This is a genomic window from Streptomyces sp. CB01635, from assembly GCF_002803065.1.
GTDB lineage: Bacteria > Actinomycetota > Actinomycetes > Streptomycetales > Streptomycetaceae > Streptomyces.
Window position 1 is genome coordinate 149,609 of record NZ_NNBL01000003.1, and the last position, 20,994, is coordinate 170,602.

The 20,994-nt window shown below is 70.7% G+C and carries 16 protein-coding genes and 1 pseudogene; 10 read left to right on the forward strand and 7 right to left on the reverse strand.

Annotation, left to right across the window (positions count from 1 at the left end):
• The first annotated feature begins 431 nt into the window (after positions 1–431).
• Complete coding sequence (locus CG723_RS08895; RefSeq protein ID WP_159032414.1) at positions 432–1,847, forward strand: FG-GAP repeat domain-containing protein; 1,416 nt, start codon at positions 432–434, stop codon at positions 1,845–1,847.
• A gap of 308 nt (positions 1,848–2,155) precedes the next feature.
• On the opposite strand, the gene CG723_RS08900 is transcribed toward CG723_RS08895, so the two are convergent.
• Positions 2,156–3,226: an NAD(+)/NADH kinase gene (locus CG723_RS08900; RefSeq protein ID WP_100592743.1), complete on the reverse strand. Its 1,071-nt coding sequence runs from the start codon at positions 3,224–3,226 to the stop codon at positions 2,156–2,158.
• A 582-nt stretch (positions 3,227–3,808) separates the two neighbouring features.
• Here CG723_RS08900 and CG723_RS08905 point away from each other — a divergent pair.
• Positions 3,809–5,215 carry an extracellular catalytic domain type 1 short-chain-length polyhydroxyalkanoate depolymerase gene (locus tag CG723_RS08905; protein WP_100593763.1) on the forward strand — a complete coding sequence of 469 codons (1,407 nt, stop codon included), beginning with the start codon at positions 3,809–3,811 and terminating at the stop codon, positions 5,213–5,215.
• A gap of 31 nt (positions 5,216–5,246) precedes the next feature.
• On the opposite strand, the gene CG723_RS08910 is transcribed toward CG723_RS08905, so the two are convergent.
• A complete protein-coding gene (locus CG723_RS08910) occupies positions 5,247–5,705 on the reverse strand; it encodes a hypothetical protein (protein WP_100592744.1) in 459 nt (152 codons plus the stop codon).
• 83 nt (positions 5,706–5,788) lie between these two features.
• On the opposite strand from CG723_RS08910, the gene CG723_RS08915 reads away from it, so the two are divergent.
• The 5 genes from CG723_RS08915 (at position 5,789) to CG723_RS08935 (ending at position 10,625) form a co-directional block, all read left to right on the forward strand.
• Complete coding sequence (locus CG723_RS08915) at positions 5,789–6,571, forward strand: MHYT domain-containing protein (protein ID WP_100592745.1); 783 nt, start codon at positions 5,789–5,791, stop codon at positions 6,569–6,571.
• Between the two features lie 134 nt (positions 6,572–6,705).
• A complete protein-coding gene (locus CG723_RS08920; protein WP_100592746.1) occupies positions 6,706–9,144 on the forward strand; it encodes a sensor histidine kinase in 2,439 nt (812 codons plus the stop codon).
• Between the two features lie 23 nt (positions 9,145–9,167).
• Entirely contained in the window at positions 9,168–9,614 is a 447-nt protein-coding gene (locus tag CG723_RS08925; RefSeq protein ID WP_442802552.1) for a roadblock/LC7 domain-containing protein, read from the forward strand.
• The gene (locus tag CG723_RS08930; protein ID WP_234374214.1) at positions 9,611–10,048 is read left to right on the forward strand and encodes a DUF742 domain-containing protein; all 438 of its coding nucleotides are present in this window, start codon (positions 9,611–9,613) and stop codon (positions 10,046–10,048) included. Before CG723_RS08925 ends, CG723_RS08930 begins: the two co-directional genes overlap by 4 nt.
• The gene (locus tag CG723_RS08935) at positions 10,029–10,625 is read left to right on the forward strand and encodes a GTP-binding protein (protein ID WP_100592748.1); all 597 of its coding nucleotides are present in this window, start codon (positions 10,029–10,031) and stop codon (positions 10,623–10,625) included. The genes CG723_RS08930 and CG723_RS08935 overlap by 20 nt, the downstream gene beginning before the upstream one ends.
• Before the next feature lie 319 nt (positions 10,626–10,944).
• Here the strand turns inward: CG723_RS08935 and CG723_RS08945 are convergent, their stop codons facing one another.
• On the reverse strand, positions 10,945–13,269 hold the full coding sequence (locus CG723_RS08945) for a SpoIIE family protein phosphatase (RefSeq protein WP_100592749.1): 2,325 nt from the start codon (positions 13,267–13,269) through the stop codon (positions 10,945–10,947).
• A 195-nt stretch (positions 13,270–13,464) separates the two neighbouring features.
• Here CG723_RS08945 and CG723_RS08950 point away from each other — a divergent pair.
• Positions 13,465–13,700 (forward strand): annotated as a pseudogene (locus CG723_RS08950) (helix-turn-helix domain-containing protein); the annotation flags it as partial.
• Positions 13,701–13,832: 132 nt separating this feature from the next.
• Here CG723_RS08950 and CG723_RS08955 read toward each other — a convergent pair.
• The 3 genes from CG723_RS08955 to CG723_RS08965 form a co-directional block, all read right to left on the reverse strand.
• Positions 13,833–15,866 carry a PTS fructose transporter subunit IIABC gene (locus tag CG723_RS08955; RefSeq protein WP_100592750.1) on the reverse strand — a complete coding sequence of 678 codons (2,034 nt, stop codon included), beginning with the start codon at positions 15,864–15,866 and terminating at the stop codon, positions 13,833–13,835.
• Positions 15,867–16,044: 178 nt separating this feature from the next.
• The gene (pfkB, locus tag CG723_RS08960; protein WP_100592751.1) at positions 16,045–16,992 is read right to left on the reverse strand and encodes a 1-phosphofructokinase; all 948 of its coding nucleotides are present in this window, start codon (positions 16,990–16,992) and stop codon (positions 16,045–16,047) included.
• Positions 16,993–17,102: 110 nt separating this feature from the next.
• Positions 17,103–17,864 (reverse strand): DeoR/GlpR family DNA-binding transcription regulator, encoded by a 762-nt coding sequence (locus CG723_RS08965; protein WP_100592752.1) that lies wholly within the window; start codon positions 17,862–17,864, stop codon positions 17,103–17,105.
• Positions 17,865–18,044: 180 nt separating this feature from the next.
• On the opposite strand from CG723_RS08965, the gene CG723_RS08970 reads away from it, so the two are divergent.
• Together CG723_RS08970 and CG723_RS49150 are read left to right on the forward strand one after the other, a co-directional pair.
• Positions 18,045–19,136 carry a PP2C family protein-serine/threonine phosphatase gene (locus CG723_RS08970; protein WP_100592753.1) on the forward strand — a complete coding sequence of 364 codons (1,092 nt, stop codon included), beginning with the start codon at positions 18,045–18,047 and terminating at the stop codon, positions 19,134–19,136.
• A gap of 645 nt (positions 19,137–19,781) precedes the next feature.
• Positions 19,782–20,552 (forward strand): CAP domain-containing protein, encoded by a 771-nt coding sequence (locus CG723_RS49150; RefSeq protein ID WP_100592754.1) that lies wholly within the window; start codon positions 19,782–19,784, stop codon positions 20,550–20,552.
• Between the two features lie 216 nt (positions 20,553–20,768).
• Here the strand turns inward: CG723_RS49150 and CG723_RS48900 are convergent, their stop codons facing one another.
• Positions 20,769–20,963 (reverse strand): SUKH-4 family immunity protein, encoded by a 195-nt coding sequence (locus CG723_RS48900; RefSeq protein ID WP_324902804.1) that lies wholly within the window; start codon positions 20,961–20,963, stop codon positions 20,769–20,771.
• Positions 20,964–20,994: the final 31 nt, after the last annotated feature.

The following is a 20,994-nucleotide window of genomic DNA, read 5'->3' on the forward strand; positions in this document are numbered from 1 at the left end:
CCCGTGCAGCCGCGCCTTCGACAACGATGTCGGGGGCGCGGTGGCGCTGCGCTTGCCGAATACCTCATCCGAGCTGCTCAGGCCGCATGTTCGGACGCGTGGGGGGCGCCACCGAGTCGCGCCTCGTGCGATACCGACGGTTCGAGCGGTCTCGACCAGCGTCGAAATCCTCCCGCCGGCATGGACGGGGTATTCGGCAAGAGCAGGGTCGCCGTTTCGGGTTGGCTGGTCCACCTCGAAGTCGTGGCCAGCCATGCCGCTCCCGCTCTCCTCTTCAACGCCACGCACTGGTGGATCGCGGCAGGGACGTCGCGCCGAGACCGGATGTCGTTCGCGACGACCCCTACGTGCGTCCGTGACCTGGCACGACTGGGTAACGGTCGGCGGAGGGATCTGGCCAAGGTCAGGAGCAGCGGGTGAAGGTGTCGCGCATGAGATGCCGTGCCGTGCTCGTGCTGGTCCTCGCCTCGTCGGTTCTGATGACCGGCTGCGGGGACGCCGACCGTACCCCGCAGGAGCGTAAGTCGGCGTCGGGCGGCGGCAGTTCACCCTCGGTCAGGGACGGCGCGGTGCCGAAGCCTGTGCCGGCGGACGCCCGCCCGCCCGCCGCCGGAAAGGGCTCCAAGGACCCCGACGACATCAACGGGGACGGATACCGCGACCTGATGCTCTCGGTACCGGGACCGGCTCCCTCGAGCGGGCGCGTGGATCAGCGGTTCGGCGTGCTCTTCGGCTCGGCGCGCGGGCTCGACCTGACGACCCGGGCCGTGTACGGGCGCAGCGACCTGGGGCTGCCCGAACGGACGGACCCGGACGACGGGCAGGGCGACTACCTCGGTGTCGACTATGTACACACCGCGGATCTGGACGGGGACGGCTTCCCCGACTTCGTGACGACGGAGCGCGTCGCCACCGGCCGCTCTGTCACCTATGTGGCGTGGGGATCGGCGCACGGTCCGACCGGGCGGCCCGCGACGCCGCTCGTGCTGCCGCCGGGCGCCGTGGTGACGGCCGGCGATCCGCTGGCTCGGGGCGACTTCGACGGGGACGGCCACCACGACCTGGCGATCGGCGGCGGAAGCGCCGCGGGACCCGACACGAGTCCGGGCCATGTGCGGATCCTGTTCGGGCCGTTCAGCCGCGCCGGGGCCGCGTCCCGCACCCGTACGCTCCCCGACTCCAGCGACATCGACCTGCTCGCGGCCCCCGTCGACGCCTCCGGCGCGCACCGCGCGACCCCGCTGTATCTGCACCACGACGACGACGGCGAGCAGACCGCCGGGACGCTCTACCTGAACGGCTGGGCCCGTGGCCGCGAGACCCACGTCGGCAACGCCGTCGAGTTCGGTGACTTCGACGGCGACGGCACCCAGGACCTGGCGGTCAGTGACAGCGGCAGCCGTAACAACGAGGTCGAACCCGGATACGAGGACGAGGCGTCGCACGCCTTCGACGGATGGTTCCTGTACCCGGGCTCGGGCGCCGCACCCGTCCGGCACGAGGAGAAGGCCCCGGGCGACACCCCGCGCCTCGCGATCGACCCCGACGGCGACGGCCGCGACGGATACGTGGCCGGTTCCGGGGCGACCCTCACGTACGTGGACGGGGAGCGCCGCGCCCCTGTGGCGCATCGGATCCCTGCCCGGGTGGACGGCCAGAAGGTGTCGCAGTCCTCGCGGGTCGCGATGCCCGTCGCCGCGGCGGACTTCGACGGGGACGGCCGACAGGAGCTGGTCCTCAGCTGTTCCCCGGACTCGGCGAGCAGCGGGGTCACCTACTGGTGGGTGACTGACGTCGCGACGCGACGCGACATGATGTCCTTCTCCACGCGCGACTTCGCCTCGTAGATGCCGGACTCCGTACATGCCGGATCACAGCCCTGCGAGCCCGTCCAGCTCAGGGCGGGCCTGGCCCACCCCGCCCTTCTCATAAGCGCTTCGAGACCCGGGCGGCACGGCATGCTTTCGATGCCGTAGTGCGAACGGGACGCGGTCCACCGCTGGTTCTCTCCCCCCCCCCCCGCGCTCTCGACAGGCCCAGCACGCTGAGAGCGTGGACGTGGCTTCGAAGAACGCCTCCGCTCGCCGGAGACACGCGGCCGGGACCTGTCCGAGGTCCTGGCGTCCCGGCGCTGACCCACCGTCGGCCGGGGCCGTCATGGGCCTCGCGAGGGGTCCGGAACCGGCAGCATCTCAAGATGGGCGATGTCCGCGGGCGGAGGCGTGGAGATGGACCACAGCGGGGGCGCGCATCCGTCAGCGACGGCGGCCGGGGCGTCGGTCAGGTTCATCCGCTTGCGGAGGCGGCCGTAGAAGTCCATCGGTGCCAGACGCACGGCCCGCAGGCGGCGAGGGGCGGCATACACGGCGATCCAGTCCCCCGGATCCAGCACACCTCGGAGCTGTCCGTCGATGCTGACTGCCGCCTGCCCGGACCGTTCGAGGACTCGCAGGGCGACGGGTTCGTCGGCGGCGGCGACGATGGACCGGTTGAACGCCATGTGCGGGGCCACCGGCGTGAAGACGAGGGCGTCGGCGCGGGGTGACACCACTGGGCCGCCGGCGGCGAAGCTGTAGGCGGTCGAGCCGGTCGGGGTGGCCACCAGAAGCGCGTCAGCGGAGTAGGACGCCAGCAGTCGGCCGCAGATGTAGACGCCGACCGACACTTGGCGGTCCCTGGTGAGCTTTTCCACGACGATGTCGTTGAGCGCGGTGACGTTCAAGGGGGTACCCCACTCGCCGTCGCCCTTGAGGTCCGGGTGTACCGGGGGCGGCGGCATCATGCGCCCACGGCCGTACTCCATCCAGTCCTCCACGTCCTTGGGAACCTCCAGGCGGCGGGAGGCCCGCAGGGCGAGCAGCATGCGACTGTCGACCTTGAACCGTCCTTCGTGTACCGCGTTCAGTGCCGAACGCACGTCATCGGCCGACACGTCCGTCAGGAATCCCACGCGCCCCAGGTCGACTCCCAGAACCAGCGCGTCGTCCTCCACGGCGAGCCGGGCACCCCGCAGGAAGGTGCCGTCTCCGCCCAGTGTGACGATGAGATCGGGATGGCCGGCTGCCTCCAGTTCCGTACGGTCGTCACGCGGCCCATCGTTGTGCCACACGTCGATGTCCGTGCACCGCACGGCGTGTTCCTCGCACCAAGCACGGACCACTCGGGCCACTTCCACGGCCTCCGCGCGCCCACCGTGAACGACCAGGCCGACTCGGTTCACCGACATTTTCGCCTCCAAGGTCATCGCGCGCCTCGACCGATCCGGCCGACCGCATCTCGCACGGTCCCCCGCTCGGAGTGCGAGTCACCGCCGTGCAATTTAGCGACAAACCATGACAAATAATGAGCTTACGCCGAACAACGGGGTCGAAATCCCTTGCGCCGGCCTGGGCGTCTTCCAGGGCCCGCCCGAGGGCCTGGTGAGCTCGCTGCAGGTTGTAGTGCGCCTCGCACGAGGGGGCATCCGGACGCCGGTCCCCATGCGACGGCATCAGGCACATTCATACGCCGCCGTGACCTTCCCGAGTGGCGCAACGGTGACGGCCCACAGCCCGCACCCCTTCGAGGTGGGGCGCGTCACCATTACTGTCGCCGACCGGCCGGACGTAACGTCCCCGTAACTCCCGGGACGTGTGCCGCTGTTCGGTGCCGGCCGGCCAGGGCCGGGGGTTGTCCCTCTCCCCATCCATCGCGATCACCTGGTGGCACGATGCATCCTGCTTCCCCTCAATCCTCGCGGCGCCGCTTCCGACGCGGGCGGCGGTCCGCCGGCCGAGGATGGCGGCCGCGCTCCGGGTCCGCCGTCGCACTGGTGCTGTCCGTCATCGCACTCACCCTGGGGCTGCTGTCCCCGGTACCGGCGCAGGCCGCGTCCCTGCAAGAGGTGACGAGCTTCGGCTCCAACCCCGGTAGCCTGCAGATGTTCCGCTATGTCCCCGACGGACTGCCGTCCGGGCGCCCGCTGGTTGTCGCCATGCACGGCTGTACCCAGTCGGCCTCGGCGTTCGACGGCGAGACCGGCTGGACCAAGTGGGCCGATGTCTGGGGCTTCGCGCTGGTGCTGCCCCAGCAGAAGAGCGCCAACAACGCCAACTCGTGCTTCAACTGGTTCCAGTCGTCCGACTTCTCGCGCGGCCAGGGCGAGGCCCTGTCCATCAAGCAGATGGTCGACAAGATGGCGGCCGACTACGGGACCGACCCCTCACGTGTCTACGTCACCGGCCTGTCCGCAGGCGGGGCGATGACTGCGGTCATGGCGGCCTCCTACCCGGACGTCTTCTCCGGCGCCGCGGTGGCCGCCGGTCTCCCCTTCGACTGCGCCCGCACCGTCACCGACGGCCTGACCTGTATGAACCCCGGCACCAACCTCACCCCGCAGCAGTGGGGCGACAAGGTCCGCGCGGCCTACCCCGGCTACGGCGGCCCCTATCCGACGGTGGCGGTGTGGCAGGGTTCCCAGGACACCACTGTGGCGCCGATGAACATGACCGAGCTCGTGGAGCAGTGGGCCAACGTCCATGGCACCGACGCCACGGCCGACGTCAGCGACACCGTGCAGGGTTACCCGCACAAGGTCTACCGGGACACCTCCGGCCGCGGCGTCGTCGAGTCGTACAGCATTACGGGCATGTCGCACGGGCAGGCCGTCGACCCCGGCGCCGGGGCCACCCAGTGCGGCACGGCCAGCCAGTACCTGCCGGACACGAACATCTGCGCCTCGTACTGGATCGGGCACTCCTGGGGCCTCGACGCCACCGACGGTGGTGGCTCCTTGCCCGCGCCGTCCGGACTCGGCGTCACCGCCACCACCGACACCTCGGCGTCCTTGTCCTGGACCGCCGTCGACGGAGCAGCTTCCTACCGGGTCTACCGCGGCGGCAGCCAGGTCGGCTCGCCTTCCTCGACCTCGTACACCGACACCGGGCTCGCCCCCGGCACGACGTACAGCTACACCGTGGCCGCCGTGGACGCCTCCGGGGCCGTAGGCGCGTCCTCCACGTCGGCGCAGGCGACCACGACCGGTGCCACCCACCAGTGCTACACGGACAACAACTACAACCAGGTCGCTGCCGGACGCGCCCACCAGAGCCTCGGCTACGTCTATGCCAACGGCTCCAACCAGAACATGGGCCTGTACAACGTCTACGCCACCCACACCCTGCAAGAAACCTCGCCCGGCACCTTCGTGATCGCCGACTCCGGCTGCCCGTCCTGACGGACTCAACGGCGCGGCGGCGGCTTCACCTTCACCCGGTGAAGCCGCCGCCGCACGCCATGACCTGCACCGTGACGCGGTCGAACTCCGGTGTGCACAGCAGGCAGAAGGATCCCTCCGCCCCCTGCCGGTGGCGTGTGAGGGCTTGCGGAACGGGCAGCGCGGCCGCCGTGTGTTGCACCTCGGTGGAGCATGGGTTGCCCCTGGGGGCGCCGCGCGCAGCGCTGCCGTGCGGCACATGTGCCGGCTGGGCGGGAGTGTCGGCCGGCTCCGAGTCGGCTGCTCTCAACTCCAGCGCCACGAGCCCCGCCTTGAGTTGAACGGGTATGTCCCAGACGTCCGGAACTGAGCGTCTCGTCCAGGGTGTCTGAAGCGCTTCGATGTGCGGCGTGACAAGAGTCGCACCAATGTGGGCGAGATATGAAGAGCCGATGCGCGAAAGGCCGTTGAACCAGGGCTTTACCGTCCAGTAACCCGCCTGCAGGCGCATTTCTGGTCCCCATGGACAGAGATCCACTGCGTGCTAGCGTCCCGGTCGCCGGGGGGCCGACACAGCACAGTGAGAGGAAACCCGTGGGTCACATGCACCACATGGCCGGAGGCTGGGCCACGCCGGTCCTGTCGTACGCCATGGCCGTCGTCGGATCCGCGCTGGGATTGCGCTGCACGGTGCGCGCCCTGACAGCTGAGGGACGGTCCAAAAGGAACTGGCTGGTCAGCGCGTCGATCGCGATCGGTGCCGGAATCTGGACCATGCACTTCATCGCGATGCTCGGCTACGCCGTCGACGGCACCGCGATCCGCTACGACATCCCGCTCACCCTGCTCAGCCTCCTCGTCGCCATCGCTGTCGTCGGCGCCGGAGTCTTCACCGCCGGATATGGCAAGTCCCGCGTGCGCTCCATCCTGTTCGGTGGCGTCGGCACCGGACTGGGTGTGGCCGCGATGCACTACATCGGCATGGCCGCCGTAGAGCTCAACGGCACGATTTCGTACAGCCCGGCTGTCGTCTCCGCCTCCGTCGTCATCGCGATCGCTGCGGCATCCGCCGCGCTGTGGGCCGCGCTTTCCGTGCGGGGCCCGGCCGTTGCCGCCGTCGCCGCCCTCGTGATGGGGCTCGCGGTGAGCAGCATGCACTACACCGGCATGGCCGCGGTCACCGTGGACGTGCATGCGAGCAACGCACCTCTGCCGGGCGCGAGCGCTACCGCGTTCATCCTGCCGCTCGCCGTGGTCCTCGGTTCCTTCCTCTTCCTCACCTGCGCCTTCGTGGCTCTGTCCCCGACGGCGCGAGAGCGCGCCGAGGGCGAGGCCGCGGCCCGGCCGCTGCACGAGGTCGAGCTTCCGGTCGCCTGATCCGGACTCCCTGAGCCGCCTGAGTCATCTCCGTGGCGCATTTCTCGCCACGTCGCACGCGGCCACCGTTCCCCGGGCCGAACGCCACTTCGCGCGCCCTCAACACTCCTGCACCGCCAAGGAGATCCCTGGTCATGCCCGCACGCCTTCCGCTGCCCGAACGGTGGCGCCCCAAGTCGATCCGAGCGAAGGTCGTCACCCTGCTGACGGTGCCGGTCCTCTCGCTGATGGCCCTGTGGGGGCACGCTGCCGTCACCACCGCGTCGCAGGTCTCGTCCACCGAGCAGTTGCGGCAGATCAACTCGGCCCTGGTGCAGCCGATCGCGGACTTCACCACCACGGTCCAGGACGAGCGTGCCGCCGCCCTGAAGTTCCGGGCCGCTCCCGGCCCATCTGCCCGCCGTGACTTCGATGCTGCCCAGTCCCGCACGGACAGGGCCGTCGCTGCTCTGCGCGCGGGCATCCGCTCCAGCAGCACCGATCTTGCGGCCCTCGACGCCCAGCTGCCCGACCGGATCAGTGCTCTGGTCAAGAGCGCGGGGTCTCTCCCCGAGCAGCGAGAGACTCCCCACGACGCCGCCGCCGTGTTCTCCGGCTACAGCACGTCCGTCGACCGGGCCTTTGCGGTGCGCGCCGGGCTCGCGGGCGCCGACCGCCCCGACCGTGCCTCCGACACCCGCACCGTCCTCGAACTGGCCCGTGCCCGCGAGGCGTTGAGCCGCCAGGATGCCGTGCTCGGTGCTGCGCAGGCGAGAGGCACCATGTCCGCCGGCCAGTACCGCGCGTTCATCGGCGACGTCGCCCAGCAGCGCGGGCTCACCAAGGCAGCGGTGCCCGACCTGCGGGCCGAGGGTGCCGCCCGCTACCGCACCGTTCTCGCCTCTCGCAGCGCCACCGAACTCGCCACCGCTCAGGACGCCGTCCTCGACGCCGGTGAGGAAGGGGCCGTGTCCGCCGTGCCGGCGGGGGAGTGGCACTCCCTCGCGGGACACACCCTGGCCGGGCTTGCCGCAGCGGAGCGGGGCGCCGTCGACACGGGCGCCGACGCGGAGCCGTACTCCCTTGCGACTCTGGGAAGCTCGGGCCTGGCGGTGGCCCTCGGCCTGCTCGGTGTGGTCCTCTCGCTGCTGCTCTCCGTACGTATCGGGCGCGGCCTGGTCGACGACCTCACCGGACTGCGGAACTCCGCTCTGGAGCTCGCCGCCAGCCGGCTGCCGGCCGCGATCCGCCGCATCCACGGTGGCGACGACCTCGACCTCGACGCCGAGGCCCCGCTCGCCCGCACCCCCATCCGGGACGAGATCGGCCAGGTCGGCGCGGCGCTGACCACCGTGCAGCGGGCCGCCCTGCGCGCCGTCGCGGGCCGCGCCGCCGTCCTCACCGGAGTCTCCGGCGTCTACGTCAGCCTCGCCCGCCGCAGCCAGGTGCTGCTCCACCGCCAGCTGGAGCTCCTCGACGCGATGGAGCGCCGTACCGAGAACCCCTCGGACCTGGAAGACCTGTTCCGTCTGGACCACCTGACGACCAGGATGCGCCGCCACGCCGAGTCCCTGCTCATCCTGTCCGGCTCCGCGCCCGGCCGCTCCTGGCGCAACCCGGTCCCGCTGATCGACGCCGTACGCTCGGGCATCGCGGAGACCGCCGACATCGACCGCGTCCAACTGCACGACATCCCCGATCTGCGTCTGGCAGGCACGGCGGTGGCCGACCTTGTCCACCTGATCGCCGAACTCACGGAGAACGCCGCCGCGTTCTCGCCCCCGCACACCCCCGTGGTGGTGCGCGGAGAGGAGGTCGGGGCCGGTGCCGTGCTGGAGATCGAGGACCGCGGTCTCGGCATGGGCGACGAGGCGCTCGCCGCGGCCAACGAGAAGATCCGGACCGCGGACATCGACCTCCTCGACTCGCGTCGGCTCGGCCTGTTCGTCGTCAACCGCCTCGCCGAGCGCCAGCACGTGGACGTCACCCTGCGCCGCTCGGTCTACGGCGGCGTCACCGCCGTCGTCTTCGTTCCGCAGCAGCTTCTGGAGGCACCGCACCCAGGCTTGCGGCCCCTGCCGGAGCCGGAGCCTCGGGCGTCCGGTCACGTACCGGCCTCTGATCCGGTCGCCCTTCCCCTACCGGCACAGCAGCGCCCCGAACAGGAACCGATCCCCCGACCGGAGCATGAGCCCGAGCCACCGCTCACTCACCCTGCGCCCCTCCAACTCCCCACTCGGGCCCGCCACGCGGCCCCCCAGCCGACGCAGCCCTCGCTCGCCGTCACCGCGGAAGCCACCTCGAGCGATGACTCCGAGGACGGTCTGCCGCGCCGGGTGCGCCAGGCCAGCCTCGCCCCCGAACTGCGCGGCGACGAGAACGCGGGCGCTGGTCCGCGGCCGGCCCAGGGCCCGGCCGTCCGATCCCCGGAGGCCGCGCGCGCCACGATGGCGTCCCTGCGCTCCGGTCGGCGCCGCGCGTCCGCGACTCGGAGCGAGCCGGGCCCACCGTCCGCCCCCGGGAGCCCGTCCGGCGCCCCACATGCCGCGCCCCACCCTCACACCGCGACCGAAGAAGGATTCCGAAACCGATGACCCCGACCTTCACCGTCACGAACCTGGGTGACAACCCCGACGACCATGGCACGGGTGGCGCGGGCGCTGTCGACTGGCTCCTCGACGACCTGGTCGACCGTGTCGCGGAGGTCCGGTACGTGGTCATGCTTTCCACCGACGGCCTGTGCGTCGGCGCCTCCCACGGCCTGGGGCGTGACGAGTCCGAGCGATTCGCCGCCATCGCCTCCGGGTTCCACTCCCTCGCCAAGGGCGCGGGCCGCCATTTCGACGCGGGCGGCGTCGTCCAGACGATGGTCGAGCTGCACGGTGGCTTCCTCTTCGTGGTCGCCGCGGGCGACGGGTCCTGCATCGCGGTGTTCACAGACGGGCACGCCGATATCGGCCTCGTGGCCTACGAGATGGCCCTGCTGGTCGAGCGTGTGCGTGAGCACCTCGCCGTACCCGCGAGGACGGACGGCGCCCCGACGCCGGACGGCGGGACGTCGTGACCGACCTGCCATCCGGCCGCCGACCGACGCCCGACGCCGCCGACCGGGACCCCGACCCCTGGACCGACCGCTATGACGCGGAGGCCGGCCCTCTGGTCCGCCTCTACGCCATGACCGCGGGCCGCGCGCGTACGGACAACGGCGCGGAACACGTCGACCTGATGGCGATCGTCCGCTCCACGACCGCCACCCCGCGCGGCCCGATCCCGCCCGAGCAGCGCAGCCTGCTGGCTCAGTGCGCCCAAAAGCCGCGCCCGGTAGCGGACTTGGCGTCGGACTCGGGCCTGCCGCTCGGCGTCGTACGCGTCCTGCTCGGCGACCTCACCGCCCAAGGACTGATCCGCATCACCCCGCCCGAGTCCACCGCCGCCGGGAAAGAACCTGTCTCCGCCCACCTCCTGCGAGAAGTGATCAATGGCCTCCGTGCACTCTGACCGCGCCGCGCACCCGGCGCCCGCCGACTTCACCGCTCTCAAGCTGTTGATCGCCGGCGGCTTCGGCGTGGGGAAGACCACGCTGGTGGAGTCGGTCAGTGAGATCCGCCCGCTGCGCACCGAGGAACCCCTCACCGAGGCCTCACGCCCGGTGGACAGCCTGGAGGGCGTGGCCACGAAGTCCACGACGACGGTCGCCATGGACTTCGGCCGGATCACCCTGCGCGACACACTGGCCCTCTACCTCTTCGGCACCCCGGGCCAGGACCGCTTCTGGTTCGTCTGGGACGAGTTGGCCACGGGCTGCCTGGGCGCGGTCGTCCTCGCCGACACCCGCCGTCTCGCGGACTGCTTCCCCGCCATCGACTACTTCGAGAGCCGCGGCATCCCCTTCATCGTCGCTGTGAACTGCTTCGACGGCATCCGAACGCACAGCCAAGATGCGGTGGCGCGCGCCCTCGACCTGACCGCCGACACCCCGGTGCTGCTGTGCGACGTACGCGACCGGGAGTCCGGCAAGGAGGTCCTGATCTCCTTGGTCGAGCACGTCCTGGCCTTGGACCCGACCCCCAACTGACCCTCCGCATACGGCACCTGCTCGCGGGGCCATGTACTTCTTGTCGGTCCGGATCCACGTACAGCCCGACTCGGCCGCCGAACTCGGCAGAAGGGTGGCCGCCGAGCATCCCTCGCCGGGGCTGCTCGTGAACAACGCGGGCGTGGGCGCGGGGCGGGACGCGGTCGCGGTGCCCGCCGGCCAGGGCGCGGCCGACGATCTCCTCGCTCAGGCCCGCGCCGTACATGTCGGCGGTGTCGAGGAAGTTCATGCCCCGGTCCAGCGCGCCGTGGATGGTGCGGATCGACTCGGCCTCAGACCTGACCGGCGACGCCAACTTCTATGCCGGCTGGGGGAGTTCTTGCTCGGTCCAGATGGTCTTGCTGCCGTCGCTGAAGCGTACGCCCCAGCTCCGTGCGAGTTCCGCACAGATGAACAGGCCGCGGCCGCCTTCGTCACTGGTCTGCGCATGACGCAGGTGCGGTGAGACGGGGCTGGAGTCGCTGACCTCGACGGTGAGCGTACGGCCCTTGATCAGGCGGAGCGTGATGGGCGGGGCGCCGTAACGGACGGCGTTGGTGGCCAGTTCACTGACGATCAGTTCCGTGGTGAGTGCGAGCTCGTCGAGGTTCCATTCGGCCAGCTGACGCCGGGTGCGCGCTCGGAGGGTGGCGACGGCCGCAGGGTCGACCTGCAGCTCCCAGGTGGCGACGAGGCCGGGATCGAGTGTGTGCGTCCGCACGAGGAGCAATACGGCGTCGGTGCCGGGAGAGGGAGCCGGCACGGTGCGTACCGCTTCGTCGCGGAGGTCGCCCAGCGGCCGTCCGCTGTCGGCGAGGATCTGCCGCAGACGGTACTGGCCGGCCTTCGTCCCGGCCTCGCCCATGGACAGAAACGCGTCGGTGCACAGCGCGATGACGCTCCCCTCGGGTAGGTCGAGACGGGTACCGGCAAACGGTGCTTTCTCGCCGGAACCCAGTGGGGGAGCGACGGGAATGTCGGCTGTCTCGGTTGTTCCGTCGGGGTATGCGATGACGGGTTGCGGGCCTCCGGCAAGGGCGATGACGCAGCTCTTGCTCAACGGGTCGTAGACCCCGTAGAGGCAGTCGGCGGTCAGTTTTTGGCTCCGCAGGTGGTCGCCGGGTGGCAGGCCGGTGCGTTCGTCGGCGAGTCGGACCACCGTGTCGTCGAGGCGGGCGAGGAGTTCGTCGGGTTCCAGGTCGAGCGCGCCCAGGGTGTGGATGGCGGTGCGCAACTGGCCCATCGCCATGGCAGCTTGGATGCCGGTACCCGAGACGCGGCCGACGGTGAGGGCGGTGCGCGCGCCGGAGAGCGGGAAGAGGTCGAACCAGCCGCCGCCGGCATCGACCGACTGGTGGAACTGGACGCTCTCCACGGCTGCCAGCGGCTCTGGGCGCTGGGGAAGGAGACGGCGCTGCAGGGCCAGGGCGACGGTGTGTTCTCGGGTGTAGCGGCGTGCATTGTCGATATGCAGTGAGGTACGGGAGGCGACCTCCAGTGCGAGGTCGAGGTCCTCGTCCACGAACAGGTCGCGGTCAGGGGCACGGTAGAGGCTCAGCGTCCCGTATACGCGGTCCCGGAGGGTGAGCGGGGTGACGATGGCGGAATGCGAGGCTGGTGCGCGCGTGGACCTCGAGCTCCGCGGATCGGTGGCGGGGGCGTCGTCAGGCTGGTACGTGATCAGTTGGGGCCGCAGGTCGGTCAGGGACTGGAGCCACGCTGCCGGAAAGCGGAATGGGGCTGTACCGGCCCCCGTCGAGCTCTGTTCACGGTCCGCCGACGCGACGGACATCCGTCGCAGGGGCACGTCGGGTCCCACCGGCGCCGACGGGGGGTCGTCGCCCCGGACGACCGGGTCCAGCAGGTCCACCACCGCGGCGTCGGCGAAGGCAGGTACGAGCACGTCGACGAGTTCGGTGCAGGTGGCGTCCAGCGCCAGCGACGTTCCCACGTGATTCCGTACGTCGTTGAGGACCCGTGTGCGGGCGAGGGCACGCTCGCGCACGGTGACGTCCACTTCTGCCGCGGAGAGGCCCAGGACGCGGCCGTCGGCATCCTGGAGCCGGAACACGGAGACGGAGTACACATGCTCATGGTCCGGGTCGCTGGGCGGGCGGACGCGCACGAGCCTGTCCAGTGCAGGTTCGCCGGTGGCAAGCACACGGCGCACCATTGCCAGGGACTCTTCGGGGTCGGACAGCCGGAACACGTCAATGAGTCGGCGACCGAGGGTGTACGCGTGGTCGAAACCGGCCATCCCTGACGCTGCAGTGTTCACTCGCAGGACTCGCAGATCGGGATCCAGCACCTGCATGCCGATAGGCGATTGCGTGAACAACGCCTTCAGGAGAGCATGCTCGCGCGCATCCCCGCCCTCCTCCGACTGGAGCAGGTTGAAAGCCCAGCCCAAGCCACCGTCGCTCAGCGTCACGGGCCGCATCACGAGGCCTGGGTCCGCCCCTGGACTGTCGGAACGACGGTCGGGGTCGGCGCCGGCCGGAGCCCACGGTCCGGGCAGGAGCTCTATGACGGGACGGCCGAGTGCCTCGGATGCTGTGTGGTCGAAAAGGGACTTGGCCTCCTGGCTCCACGCCACCACGACACCCGCTGCGTCGATCTTGAGCAGCTCGTCGTCCGGTGCCATGGGCCGATCGCCTCCATGCGTCGCTCCCCGACGACGGGCAGCAACCCGGCAGGCCGGGAGCCTGCGTCCGGTCAGATCACTTTCCAGAGTGCCTCGCGGCGTCGGGCGCCGCACATCGGCGAGGCAGCATGCGGCACAGACGTCTGACGAGCCCGGCCTCCCGCGTCTCAGCAGCCGGGGACGTTCCTGTGGCCCGTCTACAGCCGCACGAACCGCACCATGCGGCAGCTCGCGCCGATGTTCGGCTGCTCGTCGGCAACGGTGTGCCGGGTCATCCAGCGGCTGCGCCCGCTCCTGGCCGTTGAGCAGGCGGTGGGACCCGCTGGCGTAGTCGAGGGGCCCGGATCGTCGACGGCACCCTGACCCCGGTCCGCGACCAGAAGGTCGGTGCTTCCACGCGCAACTACCGGTTCTCGGCAAACGTGCAGGTCAGGCCGGGATTTTGGTCCCGGACCATGACGTATCTGGCATGAGCGGGCAGTTCAGAACTGTCGGGTGGCCACCGGTATCTGCTGTCAGGCGGCCACCGGAACCTCCTGTAAGGCGGCCACCGGAACCTCCTGTCAGGCGGCCACCGGTATCTTCGGCTCCTCCCCCTTCTGCGCCGTCGCGTCGCCAGCCCCGTCCGCCCCGCCCTCGGGCGCGGACTTCCGCATACCCTTCAGGATCACGACCAAGGCCGTCGACACACAGACACCGGCGGCGATCGCGATGAGGTACAGGAACGGGTTGCCGATCAGCGGGACCACGAAGATGCCGCCGTGCGGGGCGCGCAGGGTGCAGCCGAAGGCCATCGACAGGGCGCCGGTGACCGCGCCGCCCGCCATCGAGGCGGGGATGACGCGCAGCGGGTCCGCCGCCGCGAACGGGATCGCGCCCTCCGTGATGAACGAGGCGCCGAGCACCCAGGCCGCCTTGCCGTTCTCGCGCTCGGTCCTGGTGAAGAGCCGGCCGCGCACGGTCGTCGCGAGGGCCATGGCCAGCGGCGGGACCATGCCGGCGGCCATCACCGCGGCCATGACCTTGAGCGAACCCTCGGTGGGGTTCGCGAGGCCGCCGACCGCGAAGGCGTAGGCGACCTTGTTCAGCGGGCCGCCCAGGTCGAAGCACATCATCAGGCCGAGGACGACTCCGAGGATGATCGCGTTGGCGCCGGACAGGGAGTTCAGCCAGTCCGTCAGGGCGCGCTGGAGGGAGGCGATGGGCTTGCCGATGACGAGGAACATCAGGAAGCCGACCACTGCGGAGGAGATCAGCGGGATGACGACCACCGGCATGATCCCCCGCAGCACGGGGGGCACGTGCACCTTCTGGATCGCCATCACGACGCCGCCCGCGATGAGACCGGCGGCGAGGCCGCCGAGGAAGCCGGCGTTGATGGTGAGCGCGATCGAACCGCCGACGAACCCGGGCACGAGCCCCGGCCGGTCGGCCATCCCGTACGCGATGAAGCCCGCGAGGACCGGGACGAGGAACGCGAAGGCGACGGAGCCGACCTGGAAGAGCAGCGCGGCCCAGCTGTCGGTCTGGGTCCACACGAAGTGCTCGGCGACGGACGGCGCCTTGTTGATGGTGTAGCCGCCGATCGCGAAGCCGAGGGCGATGAGGAGACCGCCGGCCGCGACGAAGGGGACCATGTAACTGACGCCGCTCATCAGCCACTTGCGCAGCTTGGTGCCGTAGCCGTCGCCGGCGTCACCGGCCCGGTCCACGGGGGTCGCGGACGCGGCGCCCGAGGTCGTCTCGCCGCGCGCGGCCTTCTCGCGTACCTCGCCGATGAGTGCGGCGGGCCGGTTGATGCCGGCCTTCACGCCGACGTCGACGGTGGGCTTCCCGGCGAAGCGGTCCTTCTCCCGTACGGGCACGTCGTGCGCGAAGATCACGCCATCCGCGGCGGCGATCACCTCCGGGGCGAGACGGGTGAACCCGGCCGAGCCCTGCGTCTCGACCACCACCTCCACGTCCCCCGCCTCCAGGCCGGCCTTCTCCAGGGACTCGGCCGCCATGTAGGTGTGGGCGATGCCGGTCGGGCAGGAGGTGACTGCCACGATCTTGAACTTCGAGGCGGGGGCCGTGGGAGCGGTCTCGGGCTCGGGCGTGGGCTCCATCTCGGTAGTGGGCTCGGGCGTGGGCTCCGGCTCGGGCGCGGGCTCGGGTTCGTCCCCGCGGATCAGCGCCGCCGTGGCCCCCGTGTCGGTCGCCGTGCGCAGCGCCGCCTTGAAGTCCTCGTCCATCAACTGCCGTGCCAGCGAAGACAGGATGGTGAGGTGGGCGTCGTCCGCTCCGGCGGGCGCGGCGATGAGGAAGATCAGGTCGGCCGGGCCGTCCGGCGCCCCGAAGTCGATCCCGTCGGCGCTGCGGCCGAAGGCGAGGGTCGGCTCGGTGACGTGCTCGCTACGGCAGTGCGGGATGCCGATGCCGCCGTCGAGGCCGGTCGGCATCTGCGCCTCGCGGGCCGCGACGTCGGCCAGGAAGCCGTCCAGGTCGGTCACCCGGCCCCGGGCGGCCATCCGTTCGGCGAGGGCGCGGGCCGCCGCCTCTTTGGTGTCGGCGGACAGGTCGAGATCGACCAGGTCCGCGGTGATCATCTCGCTCATCGCGGGCTCCTTCGCACGCGTATCGCCTTGGCGGCGGGGGTGGGGACGGGGGTTTCGCCGCGGGGACGGCGGCTCCGGAACGGAGCGGGGGAGGTGATCAGGACGGAAGCGACCGGGTGGAGAGTGATCAGGCCGGAAGCGACCGGACGGGGCGTAGTCAGGGGCGGGGTGCAGGCCGTCATGGCGCAGGCTCCTTCAGTGCGCGGTCCAGCGGGACGTCCGACGTGAGAGTCACCGCGTCCGGGTCCAGGTCGGCCGGGGTCGGCATCGCGCTGCCCGGGAGCTGGACCGCCGCGGCGCCGTGGGCGACGGCCGAGGCCAGCGCCCGCGGACCGGTGCCGCCCGCGATGAGGAAGCCGGCCAGGGAGGAGTCACCCGCTCCGACGTTGCTGCGGACGGTGTCGACCGGGGCGGTGGCGAACCAGGCGCCCGTGCCGTCCACGAGCAGCTGCCCGTCCGAGCCGAGGGAGGCGAGTACGGCGCGCGCTCCGAGGTCCCGCAGCTCCTCGGCCGCCTTGAGGGCGTCGCCGACGGTGGCGAGCGGACGTCCGACCGCCTCGGCGAGCTCCTCCCCGTTCGGCTTGACGACGTCAGGCCGTTCGCGCAGGGCCGCGAGGAGGGCCGGGCCCGAGGTGTCGAGAGCGATACGGGCGCCGGCCGCGTGGGCGCGGGCGACCAGCTCGGCGTACCAGGACGGGGCGAGGCCACGCGGGAGGCTGCCGCAGCAGGCGATCCAGTCGGCGCCCGCGGAGCGCTCGCCGACGACGGTCAGTAGCGACTCGGCTTCTTCCGGAGTGAGCTCGGGCCCCGACGCGTTGATCTTCGTCAGGGTTCCGTCCGGCTCGGCGAGCGCGATGTTGGACCGTGTCTGTCCGGCTACGGGTACGGGGTCGACGCTGATCCCCTGGGCGTCGAGGAGTTCGGCGACCAGGGCGCCGGGCGCGCCGCCCAGCGGGAGCACGGCGAGTGTGGGGGCGCCGGCGGCGGCGACGGCCCGCGAGACGTTGACGCCCTTGCCGCCCGGGTCCATGCGCTCGTCGGTGGCGCGCAGGACCTCGCCCCGGTCGAGTGCGGGGACTTCGTAGGTGCGGTCCAGGGACGGGTTGGGAGTGACGGTGAGGATCATGCCGCGTGTGTCTTCCGTGGTGGCTTGCGTGGGGGGTGCCGGAGCCGATGCCGGTGTGGGGGCCGATGCCGATGCCCCGGTGTCTGGAGCCGGTTCCGGAGTCGGGGGGCTCATGCGCGGACCACCTCCGTGCCGCCCTTCTCGATGGCGGCGGCGTCCGCGTCACTGAGGCCGCTGTCGGTGATCAGCACGTCCACGTCGCCCAGGTCGCCGAAGCGGGCGAAGTGCTCCTGCCCGTACTTGGCGGCGTCGGCGAGCAGCACGACCCTGCGGGCGGCGGAGACGGCCGCGCGCTTCACGGCGGCCTCGGCGAGGTCGGGCGTGGTCAGGCCGTGTTCGGCGGAGAACCCGTTGGCCGCGAGGAAGAGGACGTCGGCACGGATTTCCCCGTACGCCCGCAGGGCCCAGGCGTCGACGGCGGCGCGGGTGCGGTGGCGGACGCGGCCTCCGACGAGGTGCAGCTGGATGCCGGGGTGGTCGGCGAGGCGGGCCGCGACGGGCAGGCCGTGGGTGACGACGGTGAGCGTCGACTCCAGGGGCAGGGCCGCGGCGAGGCGGGCGACGGTGGTTCCCGCGTCGAGGATCACCGTGCCGTCCTCAGGCAGCTCAGCGAGCGCGAGCCGGGCGATGCGGTCCTTCTCGTCGGCCGCGGTGCCCTCGCGCTCGGCGACGTCGGGCTCGAAGTCGAGCCGCCCGGCCGGTATGGCACCGCCGTGCACACGCCGTACGAGACCGGCCCTGTCCAAGGTCTTCAGGTCACGGCGGATGGTCTCCGCGGTGACTTGGAACTCCTCGGCGAGTGACAGCACGTCCACGCGTCCACCGTCACGCGCGAGACGGAGGATCTCCTGCTGCCGCTCCGGTGCGTACATGTCCGTCTGCCTCCGACGTCTCGCCCGGATGTGCCCGAGTCTGTGGTTTCGATCTGAGGCTACGGCTTGATTTCTGGAAAGTAAACAGGTTCGGGCATGTTGCAGACACAATCGGACTTTGATCAGTCGACCCTGTTCGTCAGAGCGCCATGCCCTCATTACGTAGATATTCTGGGAAATGTGATCGAGTCCGGACGGCCGCGGCTCCGTAGGCGCCCCGGCCCAGGAAGGCTTGTACGGCTGTCGCCGGTCATCCTGACCGTCGTCATCGCCAGCCTGGCATACGCCACTCCGCCGGAAATGGCCTTCAGCCGCCTCCTGCCTGCGGCGCCGGCCCTGGCCGCCGCCATGTGGCCGGTCCTCCCCACCGTCCTGCTCGGGACGGTCTGCCTCTTTCTGATGATCGGCCTCAGTCTCGTCTTCCCTGGTCTGGGAACGTGGTGGACGGCCGCGGGGATCATCGCGGTCACCGTGGCCGCCGCGTACGGAAGCCATGTCCGGCTCCAGCGGGAGCGCACCCTCCTTCAGGTACGGCTCGTCGCCGACGCGGCGCAGCAGGTGGTGCTGAGCCCTATGCCACGCCGCTTCGGCAGCATCGAGGTCGAGTCGCTGTATCTCGCGGCCGCGGCGGAGGCCCGCATCGGCGGGGATTTCTACGAGGTGGTCGACACGCCGTACGGGGTCAGGCTGCTCATCGGTGACGTGCGGGGCAAGGGTCTGCCTGCAGTGGGGGCGGCCGCGGCGATCGTCAACGCCTTCCGGGAGGCGGCCTACGGCGAGCCCGACATGGTCAACGTCGCACGCAGGCTGGACGCCAGCAGCACCCGTTACAACGCCGCCTTTCCGCCCGAGGGGCCGATGGAGCGCTTCGCCACCGCCCTTCTCGTCGAGATCCCGCACGACGGCAGACGTATCGGCATCCTCAACTGCGGACACCCCCCGCCACTGCTCCTGAACCGCGGGAGACTCCGTGCCCTCGAGTCGGCCACCCCCTCGCCGCTGCTCAGCCTCTCGGAGCTGATCGGCGATCAGTACAACGTCGACACCTTCGACTTCACCCCCGGCGACCTGCTCCTTCTCTATACCGACGGGATCGCCGAGGCCCGCGCCCGCGACGGCGAGTTCTTCCCGCTGGCAGCTTGGATGCGTCGACAGCCCCCGACGCCGCCCCGCGAACTGCTCACGGCTCTTCACCGTGATCTCCTGCGCCACAGCAGAGAACGCCTTGACGACGACGTCGCCGCCCTCGCCGTACGCCTGAGTGAGCCCTGACGATGCCGGCCTCGTGCCGCTGCTCGCGATGACGACGGGATGCCTGTGACGTTCGCCCGCTGGTACACCGAGTGGCTTGTGCGGCCGATTCACGTGGTTGCTGCGAGGTGTCGTGAGGGCCGGAGCCCCGGCGCGTCGCTGCCCCGGGTGGCTCCCGTCATGCGAGCGCGCGTTGGAGAGCGGTGATCCGCGACAAACGGAGCCTGCACCACCGGCGGCACGGCGAGGCCGGCGCACTCGTCGTCCCGTGACATCAGCCACACAGACTTTTGGCTCTCAGGTCGTCGCATAGTAGATCGAGGCTTGACGGCATAGTGCGTTTTATCGGTCTTGTTGCAGAAATACTCCCAGCCGGATCGAGCGGTATTCGACCCGCTCAACGCTTTCGCCCGTTCGTGCGGCGAGCAACGGCTTCTGACGGACCAACAGACCTCGTCGCCACCTCGAGAGCCGGACCAGCACGCCTGCGCGCCTGTTTCAAGAGCCATCCATCTCTACGGGCCGAGGTAGTACTGCCGCCTGTTGCCGCACCCCGACAGCAGTTCCAAGAATGTCGGCCGCAAGGCGTCTCCGCGGCCCTGGTGCAGGAACTGGGCAGGGCCGGACCCCCTGGGGGCGCTCCGCGATCACCGAGCGAGGTCACGCATGAGGAAGCACCGCAAGAAGTCGTACCGCCGGCCGATAGCCATCGCTGTCATAGCCGTAGGAGCCGTGGGTGTGCCCTCCGTCGCCATGGCCTGCCTGGATACTCAGGGTGATACGGGCGGTCGCCCCTCCGGCCACTGGGAGAAGGCGAGCTCCCACCATCGGTGGACGGGTTCGTCCTGGGGTCACGAGCCGACTGCGGGAGCGTCGAAGAGCCCCACTGCGACTCCCAGCGCACCGCGGTCCACGGCGTCTCCCAGCGCACGGCAGACCACCGCGTCTCCCAGCGCTCCGCGGTCCACGGCGTCTCCCAGCGCACGGCAGACCACCGCGTCTCCCAGCGCTCCGCGGACCACCGCGTCTCCCAGCGCACCTGCTACGGCCGCACCGGCATCCGGGGACACGGCCCGCGTGCTGACGCTCGTCAACAACGAGCGCAGCAAGGCCGGATGCTCCCCGCTGACCATGAACGCGAAGCTGACCAAGGCCGCTCAGGACCACAGCAAGGACATGGCATCCCACCGGAACATGTCCCACACGGGCTCCGACGGGTCGTCGCCCGATGACCGGATCACGCGCGCCGGTTACAGCTGGAGCTCCTACGGCGAGAACGTCGCCTACGGCTACTCCACGCCCGAGAAGGTCATGGCGGGCTGGATGTCCAGCCCGGGCCACAAGCGCAACATCCTCGACTGCTCGTTCAAGGAGATCGGCATCGGCCTCGCGCAGCCCGGCAGCTACTGGACCCAGGACTTCGGCACGGCCCGATAGGGACATTGCGGGGAGGGTGCGCATCCTCCATCGGGTGAAGGCCCCGACCGGCTCGCAGGCCGGGGCCTTCATCATTGGTGCATTTCCATGCGGGTGGGCGACCGTCGCCGCGTGTCATGGCGCAGATGGGGCGGGCACCCCGCCTAGGCGCACAGCGGCTTCCTGGTGGCCACAGGGCCCTGCGCTGGCGCTTCCCCTTGAAGGCGGGGACTCCCGTCAGGTGTACATGCCCCCGCGAGGGTTGTCGAAGAGCTCGACCCACTCGCTGTTCTCGTGGGCGAAGGGAAGAGGGTCGACTTCGCGGATGCCGGCCATCAGCGCTTCCACCTCTTGCTGGCCCTGGCTGTTGCGGGTCGTACGTTGTTGACAGGGCGCTGGCGGTGTCCTCGGCCGGCGACCCGCCTGTGACATGAGCGCGAGGCGGTAGCGGACAGCTTTGGGG

Bases quoted from the DNA above. Each gene is read 5' to 3' on its own strand.
- CG723_RS48900 (WP_324902804.1), bottom strand. From the start codon at position 20,963: ATGTCACAGGCGGGTCGCCGGCCGAGGACACCGCCAGCGCCCTGTCAA.
- CG723_RS08955 (WP_100592750.1), bottom strand. From the start codon at position 15,866: ATGAGCGAGATGATCACCGCGGACCTGGTCGATCTCGACCTGTCCGCC.
- CG723_RS08945 (WP_100592749.1), bottom strand. From the start codon at position 13,269: ATGGCACCGGACGACGAGCTGCTCAAGATCGACGCAGCGGGTGTCGTG.
- CG723_RS08935 (WP_100592748.1), top strand. From the start codon at position 10,029: ATGGCCTCCGTGCACTCTGACCGCGCCGCGCACCCGGCGCCCGCCGAC.
- CG723_RS49150 (WP_100592754.1), top strand. From the start codon at position 19,782: ATGAGGAAGCACCGCAAGAAGTCGTACCGCCGGCCGATAGCCATCGCT.
- CG723_RS08965 (WP_100592752.1), bottom strand. From the start codon at position 17,864: ATGTACGCACCGGAGCGGCAGCAGGAGATCCTCCGTCTCGCGCGTGAC.
- pfkB (WP_100592751.1), bottom strand. From the start codon at position 16,992: ATGATCCTCACCGTCACTCCCAACCCGTCCCTGGACCGCACCTACGAA.
- CG723_RS08900 (WP_100592743.1), bottom strand. From the start codon at position 3,226: ATGTCGGTGAACCGAGTCGGCCTGGTCGTTCACGGTGGGCGCGCGGAG.
- CG723_RS08920 (WP_100592746.1), top strand. From the start codon at position 6,706: ATGCCCGCACGCCTTCCGCTGCCCGAACGGTGGCGCCCCAAGTCGATC.
- CG723_RS08895 (WP_159032414.1), top strand. From the start codon at position 432: ATGAGATGCCGTGCCGTGCTCGTGCTGGTCCTCGCCTCGTCGGTTCTG.
- CG723_RS08910 (WP_100592744.1), bottom strand. From the start codon at position 5,705: ATGCGCCTGCAGGCGGGTTACTGGACGGTAAAGCCCTGGTTCAACGGC.